A 17,472-nucleotide genomic window follows, 5' to 3' on the forward strand; every position below is an offset into this window, starting at 1 on the left:
TCTTCGCCGCCCAAGGCCTCCAGCAGTTGCGGTATGAACTCGCGGAAGGTGGGTATCATCAGGACGAAGCTGGCGTCGGCCTGTGCGAACTCGTCGGAATCCTTACCAGCGTCGTCCAGTGCCCGCTCCTGCAGCAGGTCGTCGAAACGGAGGCTGCGGATCACCAGGCCCTCGTCGAGTACGAAGGAGAGGTCTTTCTTTCATGCGAGAGCGAGCTTGGTGACGCTTTTACCTGAGTCGAGGTGCTGGTGGATCACGTCGCTGGTCAGGTCCTGGTGCTTGGCGGTAATGCTGCCTTGCTCGTCGGTGTCGCGGAGCAGGGCGCCGTCGCACAGCCAGAAGTCGCCACCCGCATTGGTTTCCTGGCTGCGCAGCCACTCGGTCATGGTGGCGGTCGGCGAGGCCTTGGTTGTGATTGGGCTGATGGGGAGGGAGCCCAGGGCCTCGCCCAAGGTCGACAGCAGATCCTCGGCGGCCTTCGCCGTGGCGGTGTCCACGATCACCAGCCCTTTCGCAGGTATTGCGCTGCGATTTCGGCCAGTCGGCCAAAGAGCACCACCCGGCGCCACTCAGTGCGTTCCTGCTGCTGGCCGGTCTGCTTGTCCTTCCAGCTTTTGCTAGTGGCCAGGCGGTGGACGTATCGATCTGCGACACCGCGCACTCGCCGGATGGGTGGATCGCCGTCGGCTCAGGCGTAGCAGCCTACGAAGCGGAGCGCTGAGGCTAACTCCGTCTGGGCGTGGATGTTGAGAGCTAGCTGTTCTGCTAGTGGTTGCGGTGTTGTTGGCTACCGAAACTGCGCGCTCGAAGCACGGAAGGAACGCTATGGATATCGAACGGACGCATATTCACAGCCAGCACGGCATCAACTTCAGCTTGGCGATCATTCGCCTCGTATGGGCAGAGCGCAGCCGGCTGCTTCACATGAAATACTGTCCATCAGCGAAGGCCAGCCATGTGGTGGCTGATCTCGCGGTTGAGATTTTCGACAGAATGCAGGCGAAGGATCGAGCTTGTGTACTAAAAGTCTTTGTCTCGCTGCCCTTGACCCGAACCCAAGCCGACTCTCTAAACCAGCAGCGCGTCACCATCGCGGGTGTTATCGGTGGGCTTGCGGCAGTTGCAGGTAAACGTATCAACACCTTTGTTGGGATTGGTAGCGGCCTTGCTGTTCGTTGGGCTACTCAGGAGGGTTTGCCGACCTACCACGCTGGAGACGTCATTGTCAGCGTTGAAGGGGAGGTGTCCGGCGGGATAGGGCCCCAGCATTCAGTCAAATCGCAGATCGTACCGAGTGCTGGAGAGCCCGCATGAATGATGTCCTTCAGTTCGCGATTTGGGCCGTGGTCATCACCGCAGTAGGCTACCTCGTCCGACCAAGAGGCATCCGTAAATGGCTGGGGGTCGCTGCGTTTGTTGCAGCCTGGGTGCTGATATTCTGCTTTTCTTCCACCAAGCTAGTGGGCTTCGATCTTGGCATTCTAGGAATCTGCCTTGTTGTCCTCGGAGTCGACCTTTTCGTACGTCGAGATAGGTTCTCGAAAGTAGACGAATGATGGCGCGCAGGCCGGCTGGAGTGTTGGTGAGGGTGGCCACCGCCATTGGGTGACGCGCTGGTGATGGCAGATACGGGGCGGAGTAGGACACTGGAATCTCCGGCTGTCGGGTGGGCCGGAAATTACGCTGTATGAATATCCAGCACTCGAGGGCGGCCGACGAGCGGAGAATCTCGCTTGGGTACGCTTGGAAGAAGCTGAAAACAGTTCCGCAATCTGAATTTACCTAGCGAATTCCGTGGCCTGCTGGCGTGCTTCCACTAGATTTATACGGAACGAATTTCAATCTAACCTAATGAAATTAAACGATAAACCGATGGACTTAAAATCCCTCGGGGGTAACCCCGTGCCGGTTCGACCCCGGCTCCGGGCACCATCGTGTTTCCTGGCGTTCAGCCGACTTCTGCGCTCCTTCCCCGATTTTCTTCTGGCCCGCAATCGCGCGGCAGTCAACGAGTCGACGTTGCCTTCTTTCCCTCCTTGGCCTTGGAGGCGTTTCATTCTAGTACGGCTCCGTATAGGGTTCGCCCTGGCTGGCGAGCGGGAGTGTTTGGTCAGCTTGAAGTAGTTGTCTTTGGAAGTTTGTTTTTTGTCGTTATCTTCTGCTCCTGCTTTTTAATTTCCTTTCCGAATATATTCAATTCACTGGCGGAATTATTGTGTTTTCTCCTGCATGAATTGATAGGCGGTACTTTCTCGCTGCTGTGCTTTGCTGACAGGGAAGGATCGCGAATCAGGGTTTTTCGCCTCTTTCGTTTATGAACAGGAATTCATATATCGGAGATCAATCATGGCTTGGAAAGGTGAGGTTCTGGCTAATAACGAAGCAGGGCAGGTAACGTCGATTATCTACAATCCGGGCGATGTCATTACCATCGTCGCCGCCGGTTGGGCCAGTTACGGACCTACCCAGAAATGGGGGCCGCAGGGCGATCGGGAGCATCCGGACCAAGGGCTGATCTGCCACGATGCGTTTTGTGGCGCGCTGGTCATGAAGATTGGCAACAGCGGAACCATTCCGGTCAATACCGGGTTGTTCCGTTGGGTTGCACCCAATAACGTCCAGGGCGCAATCACTCTTATCTACAACGACGTGCCCGGAACCTATGGCAACAACTCCGGCTCGTTCAGCGTCAATATTGGAAAGGATCAGTCCTGATAACTTGTTTCTGAAAAAAAAGGGCCCGAACGGGCTCTTTTTTTAAATATGAATAAAGTGACGTTGCCCGCGTGGTCGTTATGAACGGACAGGCAGCGCTTCGCAGTTGCGACTACCAATGACAATGCTATCGATCTCCTGGGGCTGCCGCGGTCGTGGGAAACCGAGCGAGTGGGGGCGGGGAACTGCTTCAACACGCTTCGGTCTGAACGGGAATATCGATTCCTGACCCGATTCAGAATTCCGTCCACATAGTAGACAGTACCGAAGCCGATGCCCTGCCGACTTTCCCTGGTTGTATTTCCCGCTCTCTTCTCCATTGCCGCTGGCGCCGCGGAGGAACTCAAGGACATGGCAGGTTCGACCATCGTCGTTGCCGGAAGACTCGAGGCCGTCGAATGCCCTGGCGCAGGCCTGTACGATTGCACGGGGTGGCCTGCCAACCTGTACCGTTTCGAGGGACAGGACGTGTGCCTCAGCATCGAGGCTGGCTGCGATTACAGTTGCGATGGCATTCTCAGCGAGAAGGGCGGCACGCAATCGATCCTGGTTTCCGGCTCCTATCGCGATCACATCCGCAAGGTGGAAGGCACGCAGGTCTCCTGCCCGCGCTAGGGATGGTCTGAAGTAGCCACGTATTTCTGGCCGACTACAGACCTCGCTGTTTTTTGAAGCGATCCATCGATCAAAAAGCGCTCAGATCGTCGTCTTATGTAGGGTTTTTAGCCGCTACGCGTACCCCGTAGCGGCTATTCGCCGTGTTACAGGCGCACCTCTCCTGTGTTCGCGAGTAAATGCCGCCGCGCCATCCACAGATTCGACAGCGCAAACAGCGTAATCAGTTGTGCGGTGTTCTTGGCCAGGCCACGGAAGCGCACCTTGGTGTAACCAAACTGGCGCTTGATCACCCGGAATGGATGTTCGACCTTGGCACGTACCTGCGCCTTGGCCTTCTCGATTTTGCGCTTGGCCTTGTACAGCGGGCTGCGCTTGCTCAGTTGCTGGTAAGTGCTGCGCCGCGCCGCAATCTGCCAGATGACCGAGCGGCCTGCATGCTCGGCACGCTTCTCGACGCCGGTATAGCCGGCATCGCCGCTGACCAGGTTCTCTTCGCCGTGCAGCAGCTTGTCCACCTGGGTGACATCGGCCACGTTGGCCGCCGTGCCCACCACGCTGTGTACCAGGCCGGATTCGCTGTCGGCGCCGATGTGCGCCTTCATGCCGAAGTAGTACTGGTTGCCCTTCTTGGTCTGGTGCATCTCGGGATCGCGCTTGCCGTCCTTGTTCTTGGTCGAGCTCGGCGCATGGATCAGCGTGGCGTCGACGATGGTGCCCTGGCGCAGCGACAGGCCACGGTCGCCCAGGTAGCCATTGATCACCGCCAGAATCCCGGCCGCCAGCTCGTGGCGCTCCAGCAGGCGACGGAAGTTGAGGATGGTGGTTTCGTCGGGGATACGCTCCAGGCTCAGCCCGGCGAACTGGCGCAGGATGGTCGTCTCGTACAGCGCTTCCTCCATCGCCGGGTCGCTGTAGCCGAACCAGTTCTGCAACAGATGCACGCGCAGCATCGCCATCAGCGGATAGGCGGGACGACCGCCTTCACCCTTCGGGTAGTGCGGCTCGATCAGGGCGATCAGGCCCTGCCACGGCACCACCTGTTCCATTTCGATCAGGAACAGTTCCTTGCGGGTCTGCTTGCGCTTGCCGGCGTACTCGGCGTCGGCGAAGGTCATCTGCTTCATCGGAAAGCTCTGCGGGTGAAGTCGGCGGATTTTGCCAAATCAGGAAGTCTTTTTCAGAGTTTCCCTAGAGACGCTACCCGGTTCGGCCGAGCGCTGGAAACATCGCGAGGTGCAACGAACGGTCTGCCGCCCGCTGAAGAAGGCGAGCGGATCGGGATGTGCTAGGGTGCCCGTTTGCAGGGAGGACCCAGGGCATGGAGCACCCATACAAGACCCCAGAGGCCGACCTGGCCGACGAGAAGCTGACTGCGAGAGGTTTCCTTTCCGGCGGGCAGCCGCTGTGGAAGGCATTCTGGCTGTTCTTCGCTGCGGGTTTCTTATTGCTCAGTGTCGCCGCCAGGCAGGTGATGGTGGCCATTGTCGATCCGCTGATGCAGGAAGCTCCCGGCGAACATGCGGTGGCCCTGACCTTGTGGGGAATGATCGGTGTCGAGCTGGTGAGGCTGGCCTACCTGTGCCTCAGCCTCGTCGTGGTCTGGCGTTGCGGGCGCAATTCCCGCTGGGTGGCTGCGCGCCATGCCAGCAAAGCGGTGCTGTTGGCACTGATACTCCTGGCCCTTTACTCGATCTATCTGGTCTGGGCCTTGCTCGCCAGTCCCTGAGCGACGCGCTGAGGCTGGCGAGCATGCTGGTACGGCCCATTCCACGTGCCTGCGTCGGCTAGCGCCGCAGCCAGTCCTCCAATTGCTCCGGCAGCATCGGCTGGGCGATCAGATAGCCCTGGCCCTCGTGGCAGCCCCAGGCCTGCAGCAGGTGGAAGGTGTCGTGGGTCTCGATGCCTTCCGCGACCACCCGATAACCCAACTGGCTGGCCAGGCCGATCACCGCCTGGGTGACGCTCTGCGCCTTCGGCGAGCCGGCGAGGTCGCGGGTAAACGACTGGTCGAGCTTGATGGCGGTGACCGGCAGGTCGCGCAGGTAGGTCCAGTTGCTGTAGCCGGTGCCGAAGTCGTCCACCGCGATGCCCATGCCAAGCTCCCGGGCACGCAGCAGCACCGAGCCGACCGCCGAGGCGTCGCGGATGAGTACGCTTTCGGTGAATTCCAACTCGAGGGCGGAAAGGTCGATGTCGTAGGTTTTGGCGAGTCTGACGGCCTCTTCCAGGAAGCTGCTGTCTTCCATGTCCGATGCCGATACGTTGATCGCCAGCCTGAGCGGGATGTTCCGTGCGTTCCATTGCGCCAGTTGGGCCATGGCATGGCGCAGCACCCAGTCGCTGAGGGGGCGCATCAGTGCGGTTTTCTCCGCCAGGGGCACGAATTCGGCGGGGCTGACAAAGCCGAGTTGCGGGTGCCGCCAGCGCAGCAGCGCTTCCACGCCCGTGCACCTGCCTGTCGGCAGGTCGATTTTCGGTTGATACACCAGATGGAAGCCTTCTTCGGTTCCGATCGCCTGGGACAGCGAGGTCAGCAATGTGAAGGCTCGCTGCTGGGCCTGGTCCAGCGGCGGGTTGTAGCGGGCCCAGCCGACACCGCGGTCGCGGGCGTCGTCGGCCGCGCTGACCACCAGGCGCAGCCAGTCCTGGTCGCCGTCGAGGGGATCGTCGGCAAGCGATAGTACGCCGAGTCCCACGTTGGCCTTGATCGGGATCCTGCGACATACGACGGGGCTTTCGAAGGCCTGTAGCAGGCGGAGGCAGACCGACTCGGTTTCTTCCTGTTGCTGCCGTGGCAGGAGCAGTCCGAAGCGCGTCGGGCTGATCTTGTAGAGGGTGAAATCCGGCAGTTCCGCACGGATGCGGTCGCGCGCCTCGAGCATGAGGTCGTTGGAAAAGGGATAGCCCAGCGTACGGATGATGGTATTCAGCAGGGCGAGGGGCAGGAGGTCGGCGGCGATCACGGTGAGGGCGCCGTCGCGCTGCAGGCGCAGGGAAACGTCCTCCTGCAGGCGGAGACGGTTGTACAGACCGGTTGGCTCGTCGATGTAGTTGGTCGAGCGCAGCGTATGGATACGGGCCATCACCAGCCGGGCGAAATGCTCGAGCATGGCGATGTCCTGCTCGGTCAGTGGCCCGCGTGGTTCCCGGTCGATGACGCAGAGGCTGCCGAGGTTGAGACCCTCCGCGGTGGCCAGCGGAGCCCCGGCGTAGAAGCGGATGCGCGGTTCGCCTTGCACATAGGGATTGTCCCGGAAGCGCGGGTCGAGGGTGGCGTCGGCCACCTCGAAGACTCCCTTGCCCAGGATCGCATAGGCGCAGAACGAATCCCGTCGCGGCGTCTGCCGGATATCGAGGCCGATGCTCGCGCGAAACCACTGGCGCTGGTGGTCGAGGATGGAAATGAGCGCGATGGGCGTCTGGAAGTAAGACGTAGCGGCGGCGAGGATTTCCTCGAATACCTCGTCCGCGCCTTCTTCCAGCAGACCGAGTTGGTCGACGTAGGCTTGTCTCGAGTGCTCGTCCTCGGGATAGGGTGGGGTTGCCATGCTGGACTCCTGGGCTACTGCGATGTCGGGCATCGGCAAGCAATGATGTCATTGTGCCTTTATTTCATGGAGCGCGGGCTCTTTTCCCAGATTGCAGCGCTGAAAGGGTATGGGGGTTGATCGCGGTCATGCCGGTAGGGCCTTCGACGCCGACGCCAGCTCTGCGAAACCGATTACCTGCCAATCGGACGCTTCCTATATCGACCGGCACCACCGCTCGCTAAAACGGTCGCACATGCTTCCACCGAGAAAAGACATGTCCGACACGCTCTCCTTTGCCTCGCGCCTCTGCAAGTTCGTCATCCTTCTGGTCGTCCTGCTGATCGGCGGCGCCAGCCTCTACCTGCGGTGGCTGGGGCGGCCTTACCAGGACGCCATGTCCGCATTCGTTCCGTTGCTCATGCCGATGCTGTTCCTGGTGCTGGCGTTCGACACCTTTCGCGCCTTCTCCCGCTCCGGGCGCTAGGCCTCCGGGCGCGCAGGCACCGATGCAGCGCTGTATCCCCGTGCTGCCCCCTGTCGGCACTGATACGTTGAGAGTCTTCGCAGGCCAGCCACTGACCCGGAGGAAGCTTCCGAATCGCCGGATCGCTACAACGCGCCAGCCTGCTTGCTGAGCGGCGCCTCGCTCAGTGACCGGGGAGAATGTCCACGGCGCCGGGCTTGTCGTAGGCGCCGAAGCGATCGACCAGGGTCGCGCTGGCGGCGTTCAGGCCCAGCACGTCGACCTGCGCGCCGCGCTGGCGAAAGCCCAGGACCACCTTGTCCAGTGCCGCGACGGCGGTGACGTCCCACAGGTGGGCGTGGCGCAGGTCGATGAGCACATGCTCCAGCGTCTCTTTCAGGTCGAAGGCAGCGACGAACTTGCCGGACGACGCGAAGAACACCTGCCCGCTCACCTGGTAGTGGCGGCGGGTGCCGTCGGCGGAGCGTTCGCTGTCGATATCGAGGTAGTGCCCGATCTTGTTGGCGAAGAACAGCGAGGCCAGGAGAACGCCGGCGACCACGCCGAAGGCCAGGTTGTGGGTGGCGAGGACCACGCCGACCGTCACCAGCATGACCAGGTTGGTCGATAGCGGGTAGCGCTTCAGGTTGCGGATCGACTCCCAGCGGAAGGTGCCGATGGACACCATGATCATCACCGCCACCAGGGCCGCCATGGGAATCCGCCCGACCCAGTCGCTGAGGAACACCACCATCAGCAGCAGCGCGACGCCGGCCACCAGGGTCGAGAGTCGGCTGCGCCCGCCGGATTTAACATTGATCACCGACTGGCCGATCATCGCGCAGCCAGCCATGCCGCCGAGCAGGCCGGTGGCGATGTTCGCCAGCCCCTGGCCCTTGCATTCGCGGTTCTTGTCGCTGCCGGTGTCGGTCATCTCGTCGACGATGGTGGCGGTCATCAGCGACTCCAGAAGGCCGACCACCGCCAGGGCGGCGGAGTAGGGCAGGACGATCAGCAGGGTGTCGAGGTTCAGCGGCACGTCCGGCCAGAGGAACAGCGGCAGGCTGTCGGGCAACTGTCCCATGTCGCCGACGGTGCGGATGTCCAGGCCCAGGTAGATGGATATGCCGGTGAGGACCAGGATGCATACCAGCGGAGAGGGCAGCAGCCGGCCGATCCGTGGCAGGTGCGGGAAGCCGTAGACGATCGCCAGGCCCGCAGCGGTCATCGCGTAGACCGGCCAGCCGACATCGGTGAGTTCGGGTAGCTGGGCCATGAAGATGAGGATCGCCAGGGCATTGACGAAACCGGTCACCACCGAGCGCGAGACGAAGCGCATCAGCGAGCCCAGGCGCAGGTAGCCGGCGAGTATCTGCAGCACGCCGCAGAGCAGGGTCGCCGCCAGCAGGTATTGCAGGCCGTGGTCCTTCACCAGGTTGACCATCAGCAGCGCCATGGCGCCGGTAGCGGCGGAGATCATTCCCGGACGGCCGCCGGCGAAGGCGATCACCACCGCCATGCTGAAGGAGGCGTACAGGCCGATCTTCGGGTCGACCCCGGCGATGATGGAGAAGGCGATGGCCTCGGGGATCAGCGCCAGGGCGACGACCAGGCCGGCGAGCAGGTCGCCGCGAATATTGGAGAACCAGTTCTGTTTCAGCGTCTGTAGCATCGGGATATCCAGGGACGAGGCGCGGCCCGTGCCGTCGGTCGACGGTGCGGGCCGTGGGATGGCATTGAAAAAACTAGGGATGACGACAGGCGTTCAGGCGAACGAACGCTGGCCGCGGTCGTTCGGACCGTTGCCGGAAGGGGCAGGCATGGCTATGGCGGAGTGGGCAGCCAGGTCATCGGGGAGTGCGGGTGGTCGCTTGCAGGGAGCGGCAGCATAGCCGATTCGATAGGCCCGACCAAGCTCTACTCCGGACATTCCCTGGGGGCGCAATCGGTGGCGCTGAATCAAACAGGCGAAACGGTTCTAAGCTATCGAGGGATCGTCCTTGCATGGAGAGAACATCATCATGTTCAACACTCGTTCTGTGCTGGCGCTGGTCATGAGCCTGTCTCTGCTCGGCGGTACGCCTGCCGTCCTGGCCGACCCGGGCAATGGCAAGGGCAATCCGCATGGCAACCAGATGGACGGCGGAAAGGCTGACAAGGGCAACAAAGGCAACCAGGGCGGCCCCGGCAACAAGGGCGGCGGCTCCGGCCAGAAGGGCAACGGCGGCGGCAACCGGGACTCGGGGCCGCGCATCGACGTCGGCGGGGTACGGGTGATCCTCGGCGACAACCGCGGCTACTGGAACCCGGGACCGGCCCTGCCGCCCGGCATCCAGAAGAACCTGGCGCGCGGCAAGCCGCTGCCGCCCGGCATCGCCAGGAAACTCGACGGCCGCCTGCTCGGCCGGCTGCCGCACTACGACGGCTACGAGTGGATGCAGGCTGGCACCGACCTGCTGCTGGTGGCGGTGGCGACCGGGCTGATCTACGAAGTGCTGGACAACGCTCTCGACTGAGCGGGCCTTGGCTGTGCAGGGCGGGTAGCGCCATAGGCGCTATCCGCCGGGCCCCGTTGGAGTGGCGGATAACCGCGTTGCGCTTGTCCGCCCTACCTCGTGGAAGTCCTTTTCTTACCCCAGGTCAGGCCCGCAGGCGTTGCAGGGCATCGCCCAGTTGCGCGGAGAGGCTGTGGAGATCACGGCTGGCGGCTTCGGTCTGCTCCACCTGTTCCTGGTTGCTGGAGGCGATCGAGGCGATTTCCGTGAGGTTGCGGGAAATGTCCTCGGCCACGGCGGTCTGCTCCTCGGCAGCGGTAGCGATCTGGCGGTTCATGTCGCGGATCGCCTCCACCGAGGCGGTGATCTGGCGCAGCATGGCGCCGGCGTTGGCAACCTGCTCGGCGCCGGCCTCGCTGCGCGACTGCCCGCTTTCGATGGCGCGCGCGGCATTCACCGCGCCGTTCTGCACGGTATCGATGATCTGGTGGATCTCGGCGATGGACTCGGCGGTGCGCTGCGCCAGGGTGCGGACCTCGTCGGCGACCACCGCGAAGCCACGGCCGGCATCGCCGGCGCGGGCGGCTTCGATGGCCGCGTTGAGGGCGAGCAGGTTGGTCTGCTCGGCGATGCCGCGGATCACATCGAGGACCTTGCCGATCCTGCCGCTATCGCTTTCCAATTGGCGGATGACCTCCACCGTATGGTCGATCTCCTTGCGCATCTCGCCGATGCTGCGAATCGTTTCTTCCATCACGTCTTCGCCGCGCTGGGCGGAATCGTCCGCCTCGTCGGCGGCCTTGGCCGCGTCGCCGGCGTAGCGCGCCACTTCCTGGGCGGTGGCGGACATTTCCTGCATCGCCGTGGCGACCTGGTCGGTGCGGCTGAACTGCTCGCGGGTACCGGCCGCCATCAGGCTGGCGATCGCGTTCAGCGAGCCGCTGGCGCTGTCCAGGTCGCGGGTACTGCGCCGCAGCCGCTCGAAGATGTCCACCAGGAAGTCGCGCAGCGTGTTGGCGGCCAGGGCCAGCTTGCCGAGTTCGTCCTTGCGCCGGATCTCGATGCGCTCGCCGAAGTCGCCATGGCTGAGCTGGGCGATGTGCTCGATCAGGCGTTGCACCGGACGGACCAGGTTGCGATTGACCAGCCACAGGCTGAGCAGGGCGACGGCCAGGCTGGCGCCGATCAGCACCAGGCTGCCGAGCAGCATGGTGCGCCGGGCCTCCGCGCTGATGGCGGCGGAACGGAGATCACTGGCCTGGTGCAGTTCGTCACGCAAGGCCTGCATTTGCGCGGTGGTGGCGCGGTCGATGCCGGTCACCGCCTGGTCGCCGGCGATGGGGTCGGCGCCCGCCTCGAGGAACCGTTGCCTGCCTTGTCGGTAAGCCGTACCGAGTCGCCGGTGCTCTTCGCGCAGACGCTCGACACGATCCTTCAACTCGCCTTCGGCCACGCTGCCCAGGCGCCCGAGGATGTCCTGCACCGCTCGTTCCTGGGCTTCGAACTGGCTCCAGTATTTCGTCTGGGCCTCTGCCTGGCGTCCGCGCAGCAGGACGTTCTTCCATTCCTGGACCTGGCCGCGGAATTGCAGGTTGGCCTCGTCGATCAGTTGCGCCGCCCGCACGGGGCCGCCGAGCAACTCGCGGTAGGCGCGTACGTCGCCGGTCAGCGAGCCGAAGCAGGCCAGGGCTATGAGTAGCAGCGCCGCCAGGCTGCCGCCGAGCAGGACAAGGATTTGCGCACGTAGGGATTGTTGCAGCATGGAACGCCTCGATGGATTGCCAGGTTGGACCGGCACGCAGGCTGCGACGAGGCAGCCGAGGACGTCCCTGTGGCCCGGCGAGGCGGGCATGGCGCGTGTTCCGGCTCGCAGAGTATCGACAGCGGATCTGACAACTTGAGGACGACGCAGGGGCCGGGCCAGAGCCGACGAAGGGAAATAGCTGGCATGGATGTTCTGCTGGGCTTCGGTTAATCTCTGTGACGAATGTCACATTGTGCCAGTCGAAGGATCTGACTCATGGATGTCCCTCCCACCGTTCAGGATGAACAGGCCGTTTCCCGCCAACTGCACTCGTTGAGTGTGCGCAATCTCGCTCACCTGGCTGCCGCCCTGACCCAGCTCGGCTTCGAGCTGTCGCGCAGCTCCGACCCTGGCACCCGCCAGGCGGCCAATGCCTTCATCGGCCAGTTGGCCAATATCAACCAGGACATCGATCGACAGATCGAGCTGCTCAGCGCGCTGGACGCCGACAACGTGGGGTTTCGCCTGCTGGACGAGGTGCAATACCCGGATGCGCCCGAATGAGCCGACGCCAGGAGCACGCAAAGAGTGGAGGGGGTGTGCGGGCCGAGAGCGGCAGTCTCCCGGCGTGGCGCTGATCAGTCTTCCTGGCGCAGGTCGCTGAGCATCTGCTCCCAGTACTGGTTGGCCTTGCGGTTGAGATCGAAGGCGGCTTGACGCAACTGGTCGTACTCGGCGCCGCTGTAGCCGCTTTCGCGCAGCTTCTGGCGAGCGGCGTCGGCTTCTTCGCGCAGACGGTTGTAGGTCGCCTGGTCGTCCGCCCAGGTCCTACCTGTGCGCCGGGTGTACTTGTCCTGGGGTTCAGCCATGGGTTCTCCTTGCGGGCCGGATGGGACTTGGAAAAACGCTGCGCTGAACAGACTTTTTCCGATGGCAAAAATTCAAAAAAAACTGACGGATTGCGCGACTTCGCTATTGGTACCGATGTCCCATACCTGTACGCCAGCCGATGAAATTTGTGCGTTCCTCGCCAAGTCGGCTAGCTTGTTCAGGCTTGCGCCTTGGCGCGCGCCGTCTCTCCGGTAAGCTGGGAACCTTGTCGCCATGGGCTCGGAGACTGCGCGGACGGCGCCATGGCGACAGGTCCGACCTTTCCCTCCGATGGGTTTTGCGAGTAAGGAAATGCTATGAGAAGCAGGGCGTCCGGCTTGGCGCTGGTGGTAGTGGCGGGGCTTGTGGCGGGTTGCGCCAGCAGTGGCTATCAGCCCGAGGTCGACTGGCCGGCCGGCTGGCAGGTGATCACCGAGAGCATCCCGCCCGAGGCCAGCGACGTGGAACAACTGGGCTCCCGGCAACTGGCGACCAAGCTCGGGCCGGGAGGCGAGAAGGAAGCCAGCATCGAGTTGCTCAGCCTGAAGATGATGGAAGAGGAGTCGGTGGAGATCGACGGCCAGTTCCAGAGCGTCTTCGACGTCGTCCAGTCGGGCTACCGCAAGGCCGGGCTGGGCTCGCGCTGCACCACGCCGATCCGCTCGAACCTCGGCGGCCTGGCATCGCTGGAGACCCACTGCCGGATCAGCCAGGGCAACGAGGTGCTGCTGACCCAGATCGTGGCGATGGCCCTGGGACAGCGCGCGATGTACTCCCTGGTATATACCGCCAGTCCGGCCAACAGCGTGGTCTACCGGCAGAGCTACCTGCGCACCCGGGCCAGCCTGGTCCTGCGCTGAAGGGCCAGCCGGTCGACGCCTGGACGCGACCGGCGTCGCTCAGGCTTCCTCGGGCTGCGCCTCGACGCTGAGATAGCGATGGGCACCGCAACGCCGGCAACGTTGGCGCAGCATCAGGTCGGGGCCTACCGTGACCAGGCTACCTTCGTCCCAGCGGCAACCTCGCAAGAAACAACGCAAGCGCATGACTCCTCCCCGCGGGGCGGCTCGCCCCGTCCACGAAACAGGCAGTGGTGGTGTGGTTCACTCCGGCTTGTTCTTGTCTGGAGGTGGGAAAAGCCTGCGGCGAAGCGTCTAGAATGGGCAACCTAAATTCGCCGGTTCATTCCGCGGCGGGATTCATCACCCAACTGGCGGCGGTGACCTGCGGTGCCAGGCACAGCTCGCCGACCATCTGTTCCACCAGCGAATCCTCCTTGTGCAGGGTGAACACCACGGCGTTCACTTCCACGTTGCCGCTGCCTTTCAGCGCGTGGCTTTCCAGGCTCTGCAGGTTCAGGCGGTTGTCGCCCATGCGTTGCAGCAACTGCATGCGCACCAGCGCTTCGTTGCGCGCCTCGCAGGACACGCTGATCTGGTAGAAGCGCTCCTGCTCGGCCTCGCCCGAGGTGTGGCGGTCCACCACCCGGCCGAGAGCGGGCAGGAACAGGTTGGCGATGACGATCAGCGCGGTCGTCATGCAGGCCGCCAGGATGAAACCGCTGCCGGCCAGTACGCCGATCGCGCCGGTGCTCCAGATGCTCGCCGCAGTGCTCAGGCCGCGTACGCTGAGGCCGTCGCGCATGATCACGCCGGCGCCGAGAAAGCCGATGCCGCTGACTACCTGGGCCGCCATGCGGGTCACGCTGACCTCGTTGTCGAGCAACAGCGGCAGGATCGAGAAGCTGGCCGCACCGAGTGCGACCATTGCGTGGGTGGCCATGCCGGAAGAGCGTTGTCGCCATTGCCGCTCGAGACCGACCAGCGCACCGAGGCCGAGGGCCGTCACCAGGCCGATGGCGATTTCCGGGGTCATGCTGTGCTCCTGTGAAAAACCGCCCATTGTACGCCGTTCCGCTGGTTCACGCCGGGACCGGCGGCCCCGGGCGGACAAGCCTCTTGCGTTTACCTTTACGTTAACGTAAACATGCTCATCGACTTCACCGACACCGTTCGCCGGTGTCCGTCGTAGCGCCCCGGCGGCGCAGGACGACGGTTCAGCGACATTCCCAGAACAACCACAACAAGGGAAAGCCATGAATCAGCCGAGCTATACCTCGGGTCGCCAGGATGTCGCCTTGCTGGCGACCACCGTCGGCGACGCCTTCGATGCCACCGTCGCGCATCATGCCGAGCGCGAGGCGCTGGTGGTGCGGCATCAACGCCTGCGCTACAGCTGGCGGCAACTGGCGGAGCGGGTCGATACCTACGCCCGCGCCTTCATCGCCCTGGGCCTGCGCCCCGGCGAGCGTCTCGGGATCTGGGCGCCGAACTGCGCCGAATGGTGCATTACCCAGTTCGCCAGCGCCAAGGTCGGCGCGGTCCTGGTGAACATCAACCCGGCATACCGCAGCAGCGAGCTGGAGTACGCTCTCAAGCAGTCCGGTTGCAGCTGGCTGATCTGCGCCGACGCCTTCAAGACCAGCGACTACCACGCGATGCTCGGCGACCTGCTGCCGGAGCTGGCGCGGGCACGTCCGGGCGAACTGGCCAGCGAGCGCCTGCCGGAACTGCGCGGCGTGATCAGCCTGGCCGAGCGGGCGCCGGCGGGCTTCCTGCACTGGCAGGGCCTGCCGGGGCTGGCCGCCGCGGTAGGCGCCGAGGAACTGCGCCAACGCCAGGCCTCGTTGCAGTTCGACGAGCCGATCAACATCCAGTACACCTCCGGTACCACCGGCTTCCCCAAGGGCGCCACCCTCAGCCACTACAACATCCTCAACAACGGCTACATGGTCGGCGAAAGCCTCGGACTCGGCGCGGAAGACCGCCTGGTGATCCCGGTGCCGCTGTACCACTGCTTCGGCATGGTGATGGGCAACCTCGGCTGCGTCACCCACGGTTCGACCATGATCTACCCGGCGCCCAGCTTCGACGCCGAGGCGACCCTGCTGGCCGTGGCCGAGGAGCGCGCCACCGCGCTGTACGGGGTACCGACCATGTTCATCGCCGAGCTGGATCATCCGCGCCGCCGCGAATTCGACCTTTCCAGCCTGCGCACCGGAATCATGGCCGGCGCCACTTGCCCGATCGAGGTGATGCGGCGGGTCATTGGCGACATGCACATGGCCGAGGTGCAGATCGCCTACGGCATGACCGAGACCAGTCCGGTGTCGCTGCAGACCGGTCCGGACGATGGCCTGGAGCTGCGCGTGACCACTGTCGGCCGCACCCAGCCGAGGCTGGAGAGCAAGATCGTCGACCAGACGGGCAGGGTGGTGCCGCGCGGCGAGATCGGCGAGCTGTGCACCCGCGGCTACAGCGTGATGCTCGGCTACTGGAACGACCCCCAAGCCACCGCCGAGGCCATCGACCCGGCGCGCTGGATGCACACCGGCGACCTGGCGGTGATGGACGACGACGGCTACGTGCGGATCGTCGGGCGCAGCAAGGACATGATCATCCGCGGCGGCGAGAACATCTATCCGCGCGAGCTGGAGGAGTTCTTCTTCACTCACCCGGCGGTGGCCGACGTGCAGGTGATCGGCATCCCCGACGAGCGCTATGGCGAGGAAATCGTCGCCTGGATCAAGCTGCATCCGGGCCACCACGCCGATGACGAACAGTTGCGGGCGTTCTGCAAGGCGCGTATCGCTCACTTCAAGATCCCGCGCCACTTCAAGTTCGTCGACGAGTTCCCGATGACCGTTACCGGCAAGATCCAGAAGTTCCGCATGCGCGAGGTCAGCATCGAAGAGATTCGCCTGCTCGCGCTGCGCGAGGGGCGTGATTGAGAGGATGGAGCCGCGCCCCGCTCCTGCGCTAAGGTGGCGGGCGGCGCGCAGCGAGGCGAGAAGGACGGGTGAAGAACGACGGGGAGACTCAGGCGAGCACCAAGGGCACCATCTCGGTGCGCCTGGTCGGCGAGGCGCTGGTGGAGTGGCGCCGGCAGGGCGGCGAGGAGGGGGAGGTCCTCCAGGCCGCCGGTATCGATCCGCAGTTGCTCGGCAAACCCTACGCGCGGGTCACCTCGCACGCCTATTCGCGGCTCTGGCTGGATCTCGCGCGGCGCATGGACGACGAGTTCTTCGGCATGGACGCGCGGCGCCTGAAGAGTGGCAGCTTCGCTTTCATGAGCCGCTGCGCGATCCACGAGCAGACCCTGGAGCCGGCGCTGACCGGCATCCTGCGATTCCTCTGCCTGCAGTTCGACGACTTCCAGCCGCGCCTGCAGCGTCGCGGCGGCCTGGCGGAAATCGTCCTCGACGAGGCGCCGGGCCGGTACGGGCGAGCGCTGTCCTACTTCACCCTGTGGATGATCACCCATGGCCTGGCCTGCTGGCTGGTCGGCCGGCGCATCCCGATCCTGGCCATCGACCTGCGCTGTCCGCAGCCGGACTACATCGAGGACTACCGGGTGATGTTCAGCGACAACCTGCGCTTCTCCCGTCCCCTCAGCCGCCTGCTGTTCAATGCCGACTGCCTGGCCCTGCCGGTCCGCCGCGACAAGCGGGAACTGCGGCGCTTCCTGCTCGGCGCGCCGGCCAACATCCTGGTCCGCTATCGCGATCCGCAGAGCCTGGCGGCGCGGGTCAAGGCCTACCTGCGCAGCCTGCGGCCGGGACGCTGGCCGGACGCGGACGCGCTCGCCGGGCATTTCTTCATGGCGCCCTCGACCCTGCGCCGCAAGCTGTCCCTGGAAGGGCAGAGCTACCAGGCGCTGAAGGACCAGGTCCGCCGCGACCTGGCCATCGCGCGGCTGGACGCCGGCGCGGCGAATTTCGCCGAACTGGCGCTGGAGCTGGGCTTCGCCGATGGCAGCGCGTTCCACAAGGCGTTCAAGAAGTGGACCGGCTCGACCCCCGGGCAGTACCGGACGCAGGTCGCGGCGGAAACCGCGCCGGCCGAATCGTCAGTCTTGTCCGAAACGCTCGGCCGTCGATAGGGCGAATGCCGCGCAGCGTCATCCGCGGTATGTCGCGAACGGTTCGGGGGGACAGGCAGCCAGCCCGGATTGTCCAAACCGCTCAGGCAGATTGAA

General features: G+C 64.1%; 18 protein-coding genes and 2 pseudogenes. 11 read left to right on the forward strand and 9 right to left on the reverse strand.

What is annotated here, in order from left to right:
* Positions 1-62: 62 nt before the first annotated feature.
* Together LE197_RS07490 and LE197_RS07495 are read right to left on the reverse strand one after the other, a co-directional pair.
* Positions 63-503 (reverse strand): annotated as a pseudogene (locus LE197_RS07490) (recombination-associated protein RdgC); the annotation flags it as partial.
* A gap of 2 nt (positions 504-505) precedes the next feature.
* A pseudogene (locus LE197_RS07495) lies at positions 506-628 on the reverse strand (single-stranded DNA-binding protein); the annotation flags it as partial.
* A gap of 197 nt (positions 629-825) precedes the next feature.
* Between LE197_RS07495 and LE197_RS07500 the strand changes: the two are divergent.
* From LE197_RS07500 to LE197_RS07515, 4 genes are all read left to right on the forward strand, one after another.
* The gene (locus tag LE197_RS07500; RefSeq protein ID WP_031692861.1) at positions 826-1,314 is read left to right on the forward strand and encodes a hypothetical protein; all 489 of its coding nucleotides are present in this window, start codon (positions 826-828) and stop codon (positions 1,312-1,314) included.
* Entirely contained in the window at positions 1,311-1,556 is a 246-nt protein-coding gene (locus LE197_RS07505) for a hypothetical protein (protein WP_031639264.1), read from the forward strand. Before LE197_RS07500 ends, LE197_RS07505 begins: the two co-directional genes overlap by 4 nt.
* A 790-nt stretch (positions 1,557-2,346) precedes the next feature.
* The gene (gene lecA, locus LE197_RS07510; RefSeq protein ID WP_003102492.1) at positions 2,347-2,715 is read left to right on the forward strand and encodes a PA-I galactophilic lectin; all 369 of its coding nucleotides are present in this window, start codon (positions 2,347-2,349) and stop codon (positions 2,713-2,715) included.
* 273 nt (positions 2,716-2,988) lie between these two features.
* Positions 2,989-3,330: a hypothetical protein gene (locus tag LE197_RS07515; RefSeq protein ID WP_003120049.1), complete on the forward strand. Its 342-nt coding sequence runs from the start codon at positions 2,989-2,991 to the stop codon at positions 3,328-3,330.
* A 146-nt stretch (positions 3,331-3,476) separates the two neighbouring features.
* Here LE197_RS07515 and LE197_RS07520 read toward each other — a convergent pair whose 3' ends face one another.
* Positions 3,477-4,457: an IS5-like element ISPpu21 family transposase gene (locus tag LE197_RS07520; protein ID WP_019437692.1), complete on the reverse strand. Its 981-nt coding sequence runs from the start codon at positions 4,455-4,457 to the stop codon at positions 3,477-3,479.
* Positions 4,458-4,651: 194 nt separating this feature from the next.
* Here LE197_RS07520 and LE197_RS07525 point away from each other — a divergent pair, with 194 nt between their 5' ends.
* Entirely contained in the window at positions 4,652-5,059 is a 408-nt protein-coding gene (locus tag LE197_RS07525) for a hypothetical protein (protein ID WP_226033973.1), read from the forward strand.
* A 58-nt stretch (positions 5,060-5,117) separates the two neighbouring features.
* Here LE197_RS07525 and LE197_RS07530 read toward each other — a convergent pair whose 3' ends face one another.
* Complete coding sequence (locus LE197_RS07530) at positions 5,118-6,881, reverse strand: putative bifunctional diguanylate cyclase/phosphodiesterase (protein WP_031692863.1); 1,764 nt, start codon at positions 6,879-6,881, stop codon at positions 5,118-5,120.
* A gap of 256 nt (positions 6,882-7,137) precedes the next feature.
* Between LE197_RS07530 and LE197_RS07535 the strand changes: the two genes are divergently transcribed.
* Positions 7,138-7,347, forward strand: coding sequence for a hypothetical protein (locus LE197_RS07535; protein ID WP_023106554.1), 210 nt, complete (start codon positions 7,138-7,140; stop codon positions 7,345-7,347).
* A gap of 163 nt (positions 7,348-7,510) precedes the next feature.
* Here LE197_RS07535 and LE197_RS07540 read toward each other — a convergent pair whose 3' ends face one another.
* On the reverse strand, positions 7,511-8,998 hold the full coding sequence (locus tag LE197_RS07540; protein WP_031692864.1) for a SulP family inorganic anion transporter: 1,488 nt from the start codon (positions 8,996-8,998) through the stop codon (positions 7,511-7,513).
* 349 nt (positions 8,999-9,347) lie between these two features.
* Between LE197_RS07540 and LE197_RS07545 the strand changes: the two genes are divergently transcribed.
* Complete coding sequence (locus LE197_RS07545) at positions 9,348-9,842, forward strand: anti-virulence regulator CigR family protein (protein WP_031631194.1); 495 nt, start codon at positions 9,348-9,350, stop codon at positions 9,840-9,842.
* Positions 9,843-9,966: 124 nt separating this feature from the next.
* Here LE197_RS07545 and ctpH read toward each other — a convergent pair whose 3' ends face one another.
* A complete protein-coding gene (ctpH, locus tag LE197_RS07550; protein WP_073665946.1) occupies positions 9,967-11,673 on the reverse strand; it encodes a methyl-accepting chemotaxis protein CtpH in 1,707 nt (568 codons plus the stop codon).
* Between the two features lie 168 nt (positions 11,674-11,841).
* Here ctpH and LE197_RS07555 point away from each other — a divergent pair, with 168 nt between their 5' ends.
* Positions 11,842-12,129, forward strand: coding sequence for a hypothetical protein (locus LE197_RS07555; protein WP_003102510.1), 288 nt, complete (start codon positions 11,842-11,844; stop codon positions 12,127-12,129).
* 74 nt (positions 12,130-12,203) lie between these two features.
* On the opposite strand, the gene srfA is transcribed toward LE197_RS07555, so the two are convergent.
* Positions 12,204-12,434, reverse strand: a complete 231-nt coding sequence (gene srfA, locus LE197_RS07560; RefSeq protein WP_003090022.1) for a stress response facilitator SrfA — start codon at positions 12,432-12,434, stop codon at positions 12,204-12,206.
* Positions 12,435-12,752: 318 nt separating this feature from the next.
* On the opposite strand from srfA, the gene LE197_RS07565 reads away from it, so the two are divergent.
* Positions 12,753-13,295: a DUF4946 domain-containing protein gene (locus LE197_RS07565; RefSeq protein WP_023106557.1), complete on the forward strand. Its 543-nt coding sequence runs from the start codon at positions 12,753-12,755 to the stop codon at positions 13,293-13,295.
* Between the two features lie 39 nt (positions 13,296-13,334).
* On the opposite strand, the gene LE197_RS07570 is transcribed toward LE197_RS07565, so the two are convergent.
* Complete coding sequence (locus LE197_RS07570) at positions 13,335-13,481, reverse strand: PSPA7_2676 family Cys-rich small protein (protein ID WP_023091698.1); 147 nt, start codon at positions 13,479-13,481, stop codon at positions 13,335-13,337.
* A 136-nt stretch (positions 13,482-13,617) separates the two neighbouring features.
* Positions 13,618-14,310, reverse strand: coding sequence for an MgtC/SapB family protein (locus LE197_RS07575; RefSeq protein ID WP_003102512.1), 693 nt, complete (start codon positions 14,308-14,310; stop codon positions 13,618-13,620).
* A gap of 220 nt (positions 14,311-14,530) precedes the next feature.
* On the opposite strand from LE197_RS07575, the gene LE197_RS07580 reads away from it, so the two are divergent.
* The gene (locus tag LE197_RS07580; protein ID WP_019485294.1) at positions 14,531-16,225 is read left to right on the forward strand and encodes an AMP-binding protein; all 1,695 of its coding nucleotides are present in this window, start codon (positions 14,531-14,533) and stop codon (positions 16,223-16,225) included.
* A 68-nt stretch (positions 16,226-16,293) separates the two neighbouring features.
* Positions 16,294-17,376 carry an AraC family transcriptional regulator gene (locus LE197_RS07585; RefSeq protein WP_031692865.1) on the forward strand — a complete coding sequence of 361 codons (1,083 nt, stop codon included), beginning with the start codon at positions 16,294-16,296 and terminating at the stop codon, positions 17,374-17,376.
* Positions 17,377-17,472 lie beyond the last annotated feature (96 nt).

This window comes from Pseudomonas sp. PS1(2021) (assembly GCF_020405165.1).
GTDB classification, from domain to species: domain Bacteria; phylum Pseudomonadota; class Gammaproteobacteria; order Pseudomonadales; family Pseudomonadaceae; genus Pseudomonas; species Pseudomonas aeruginosa.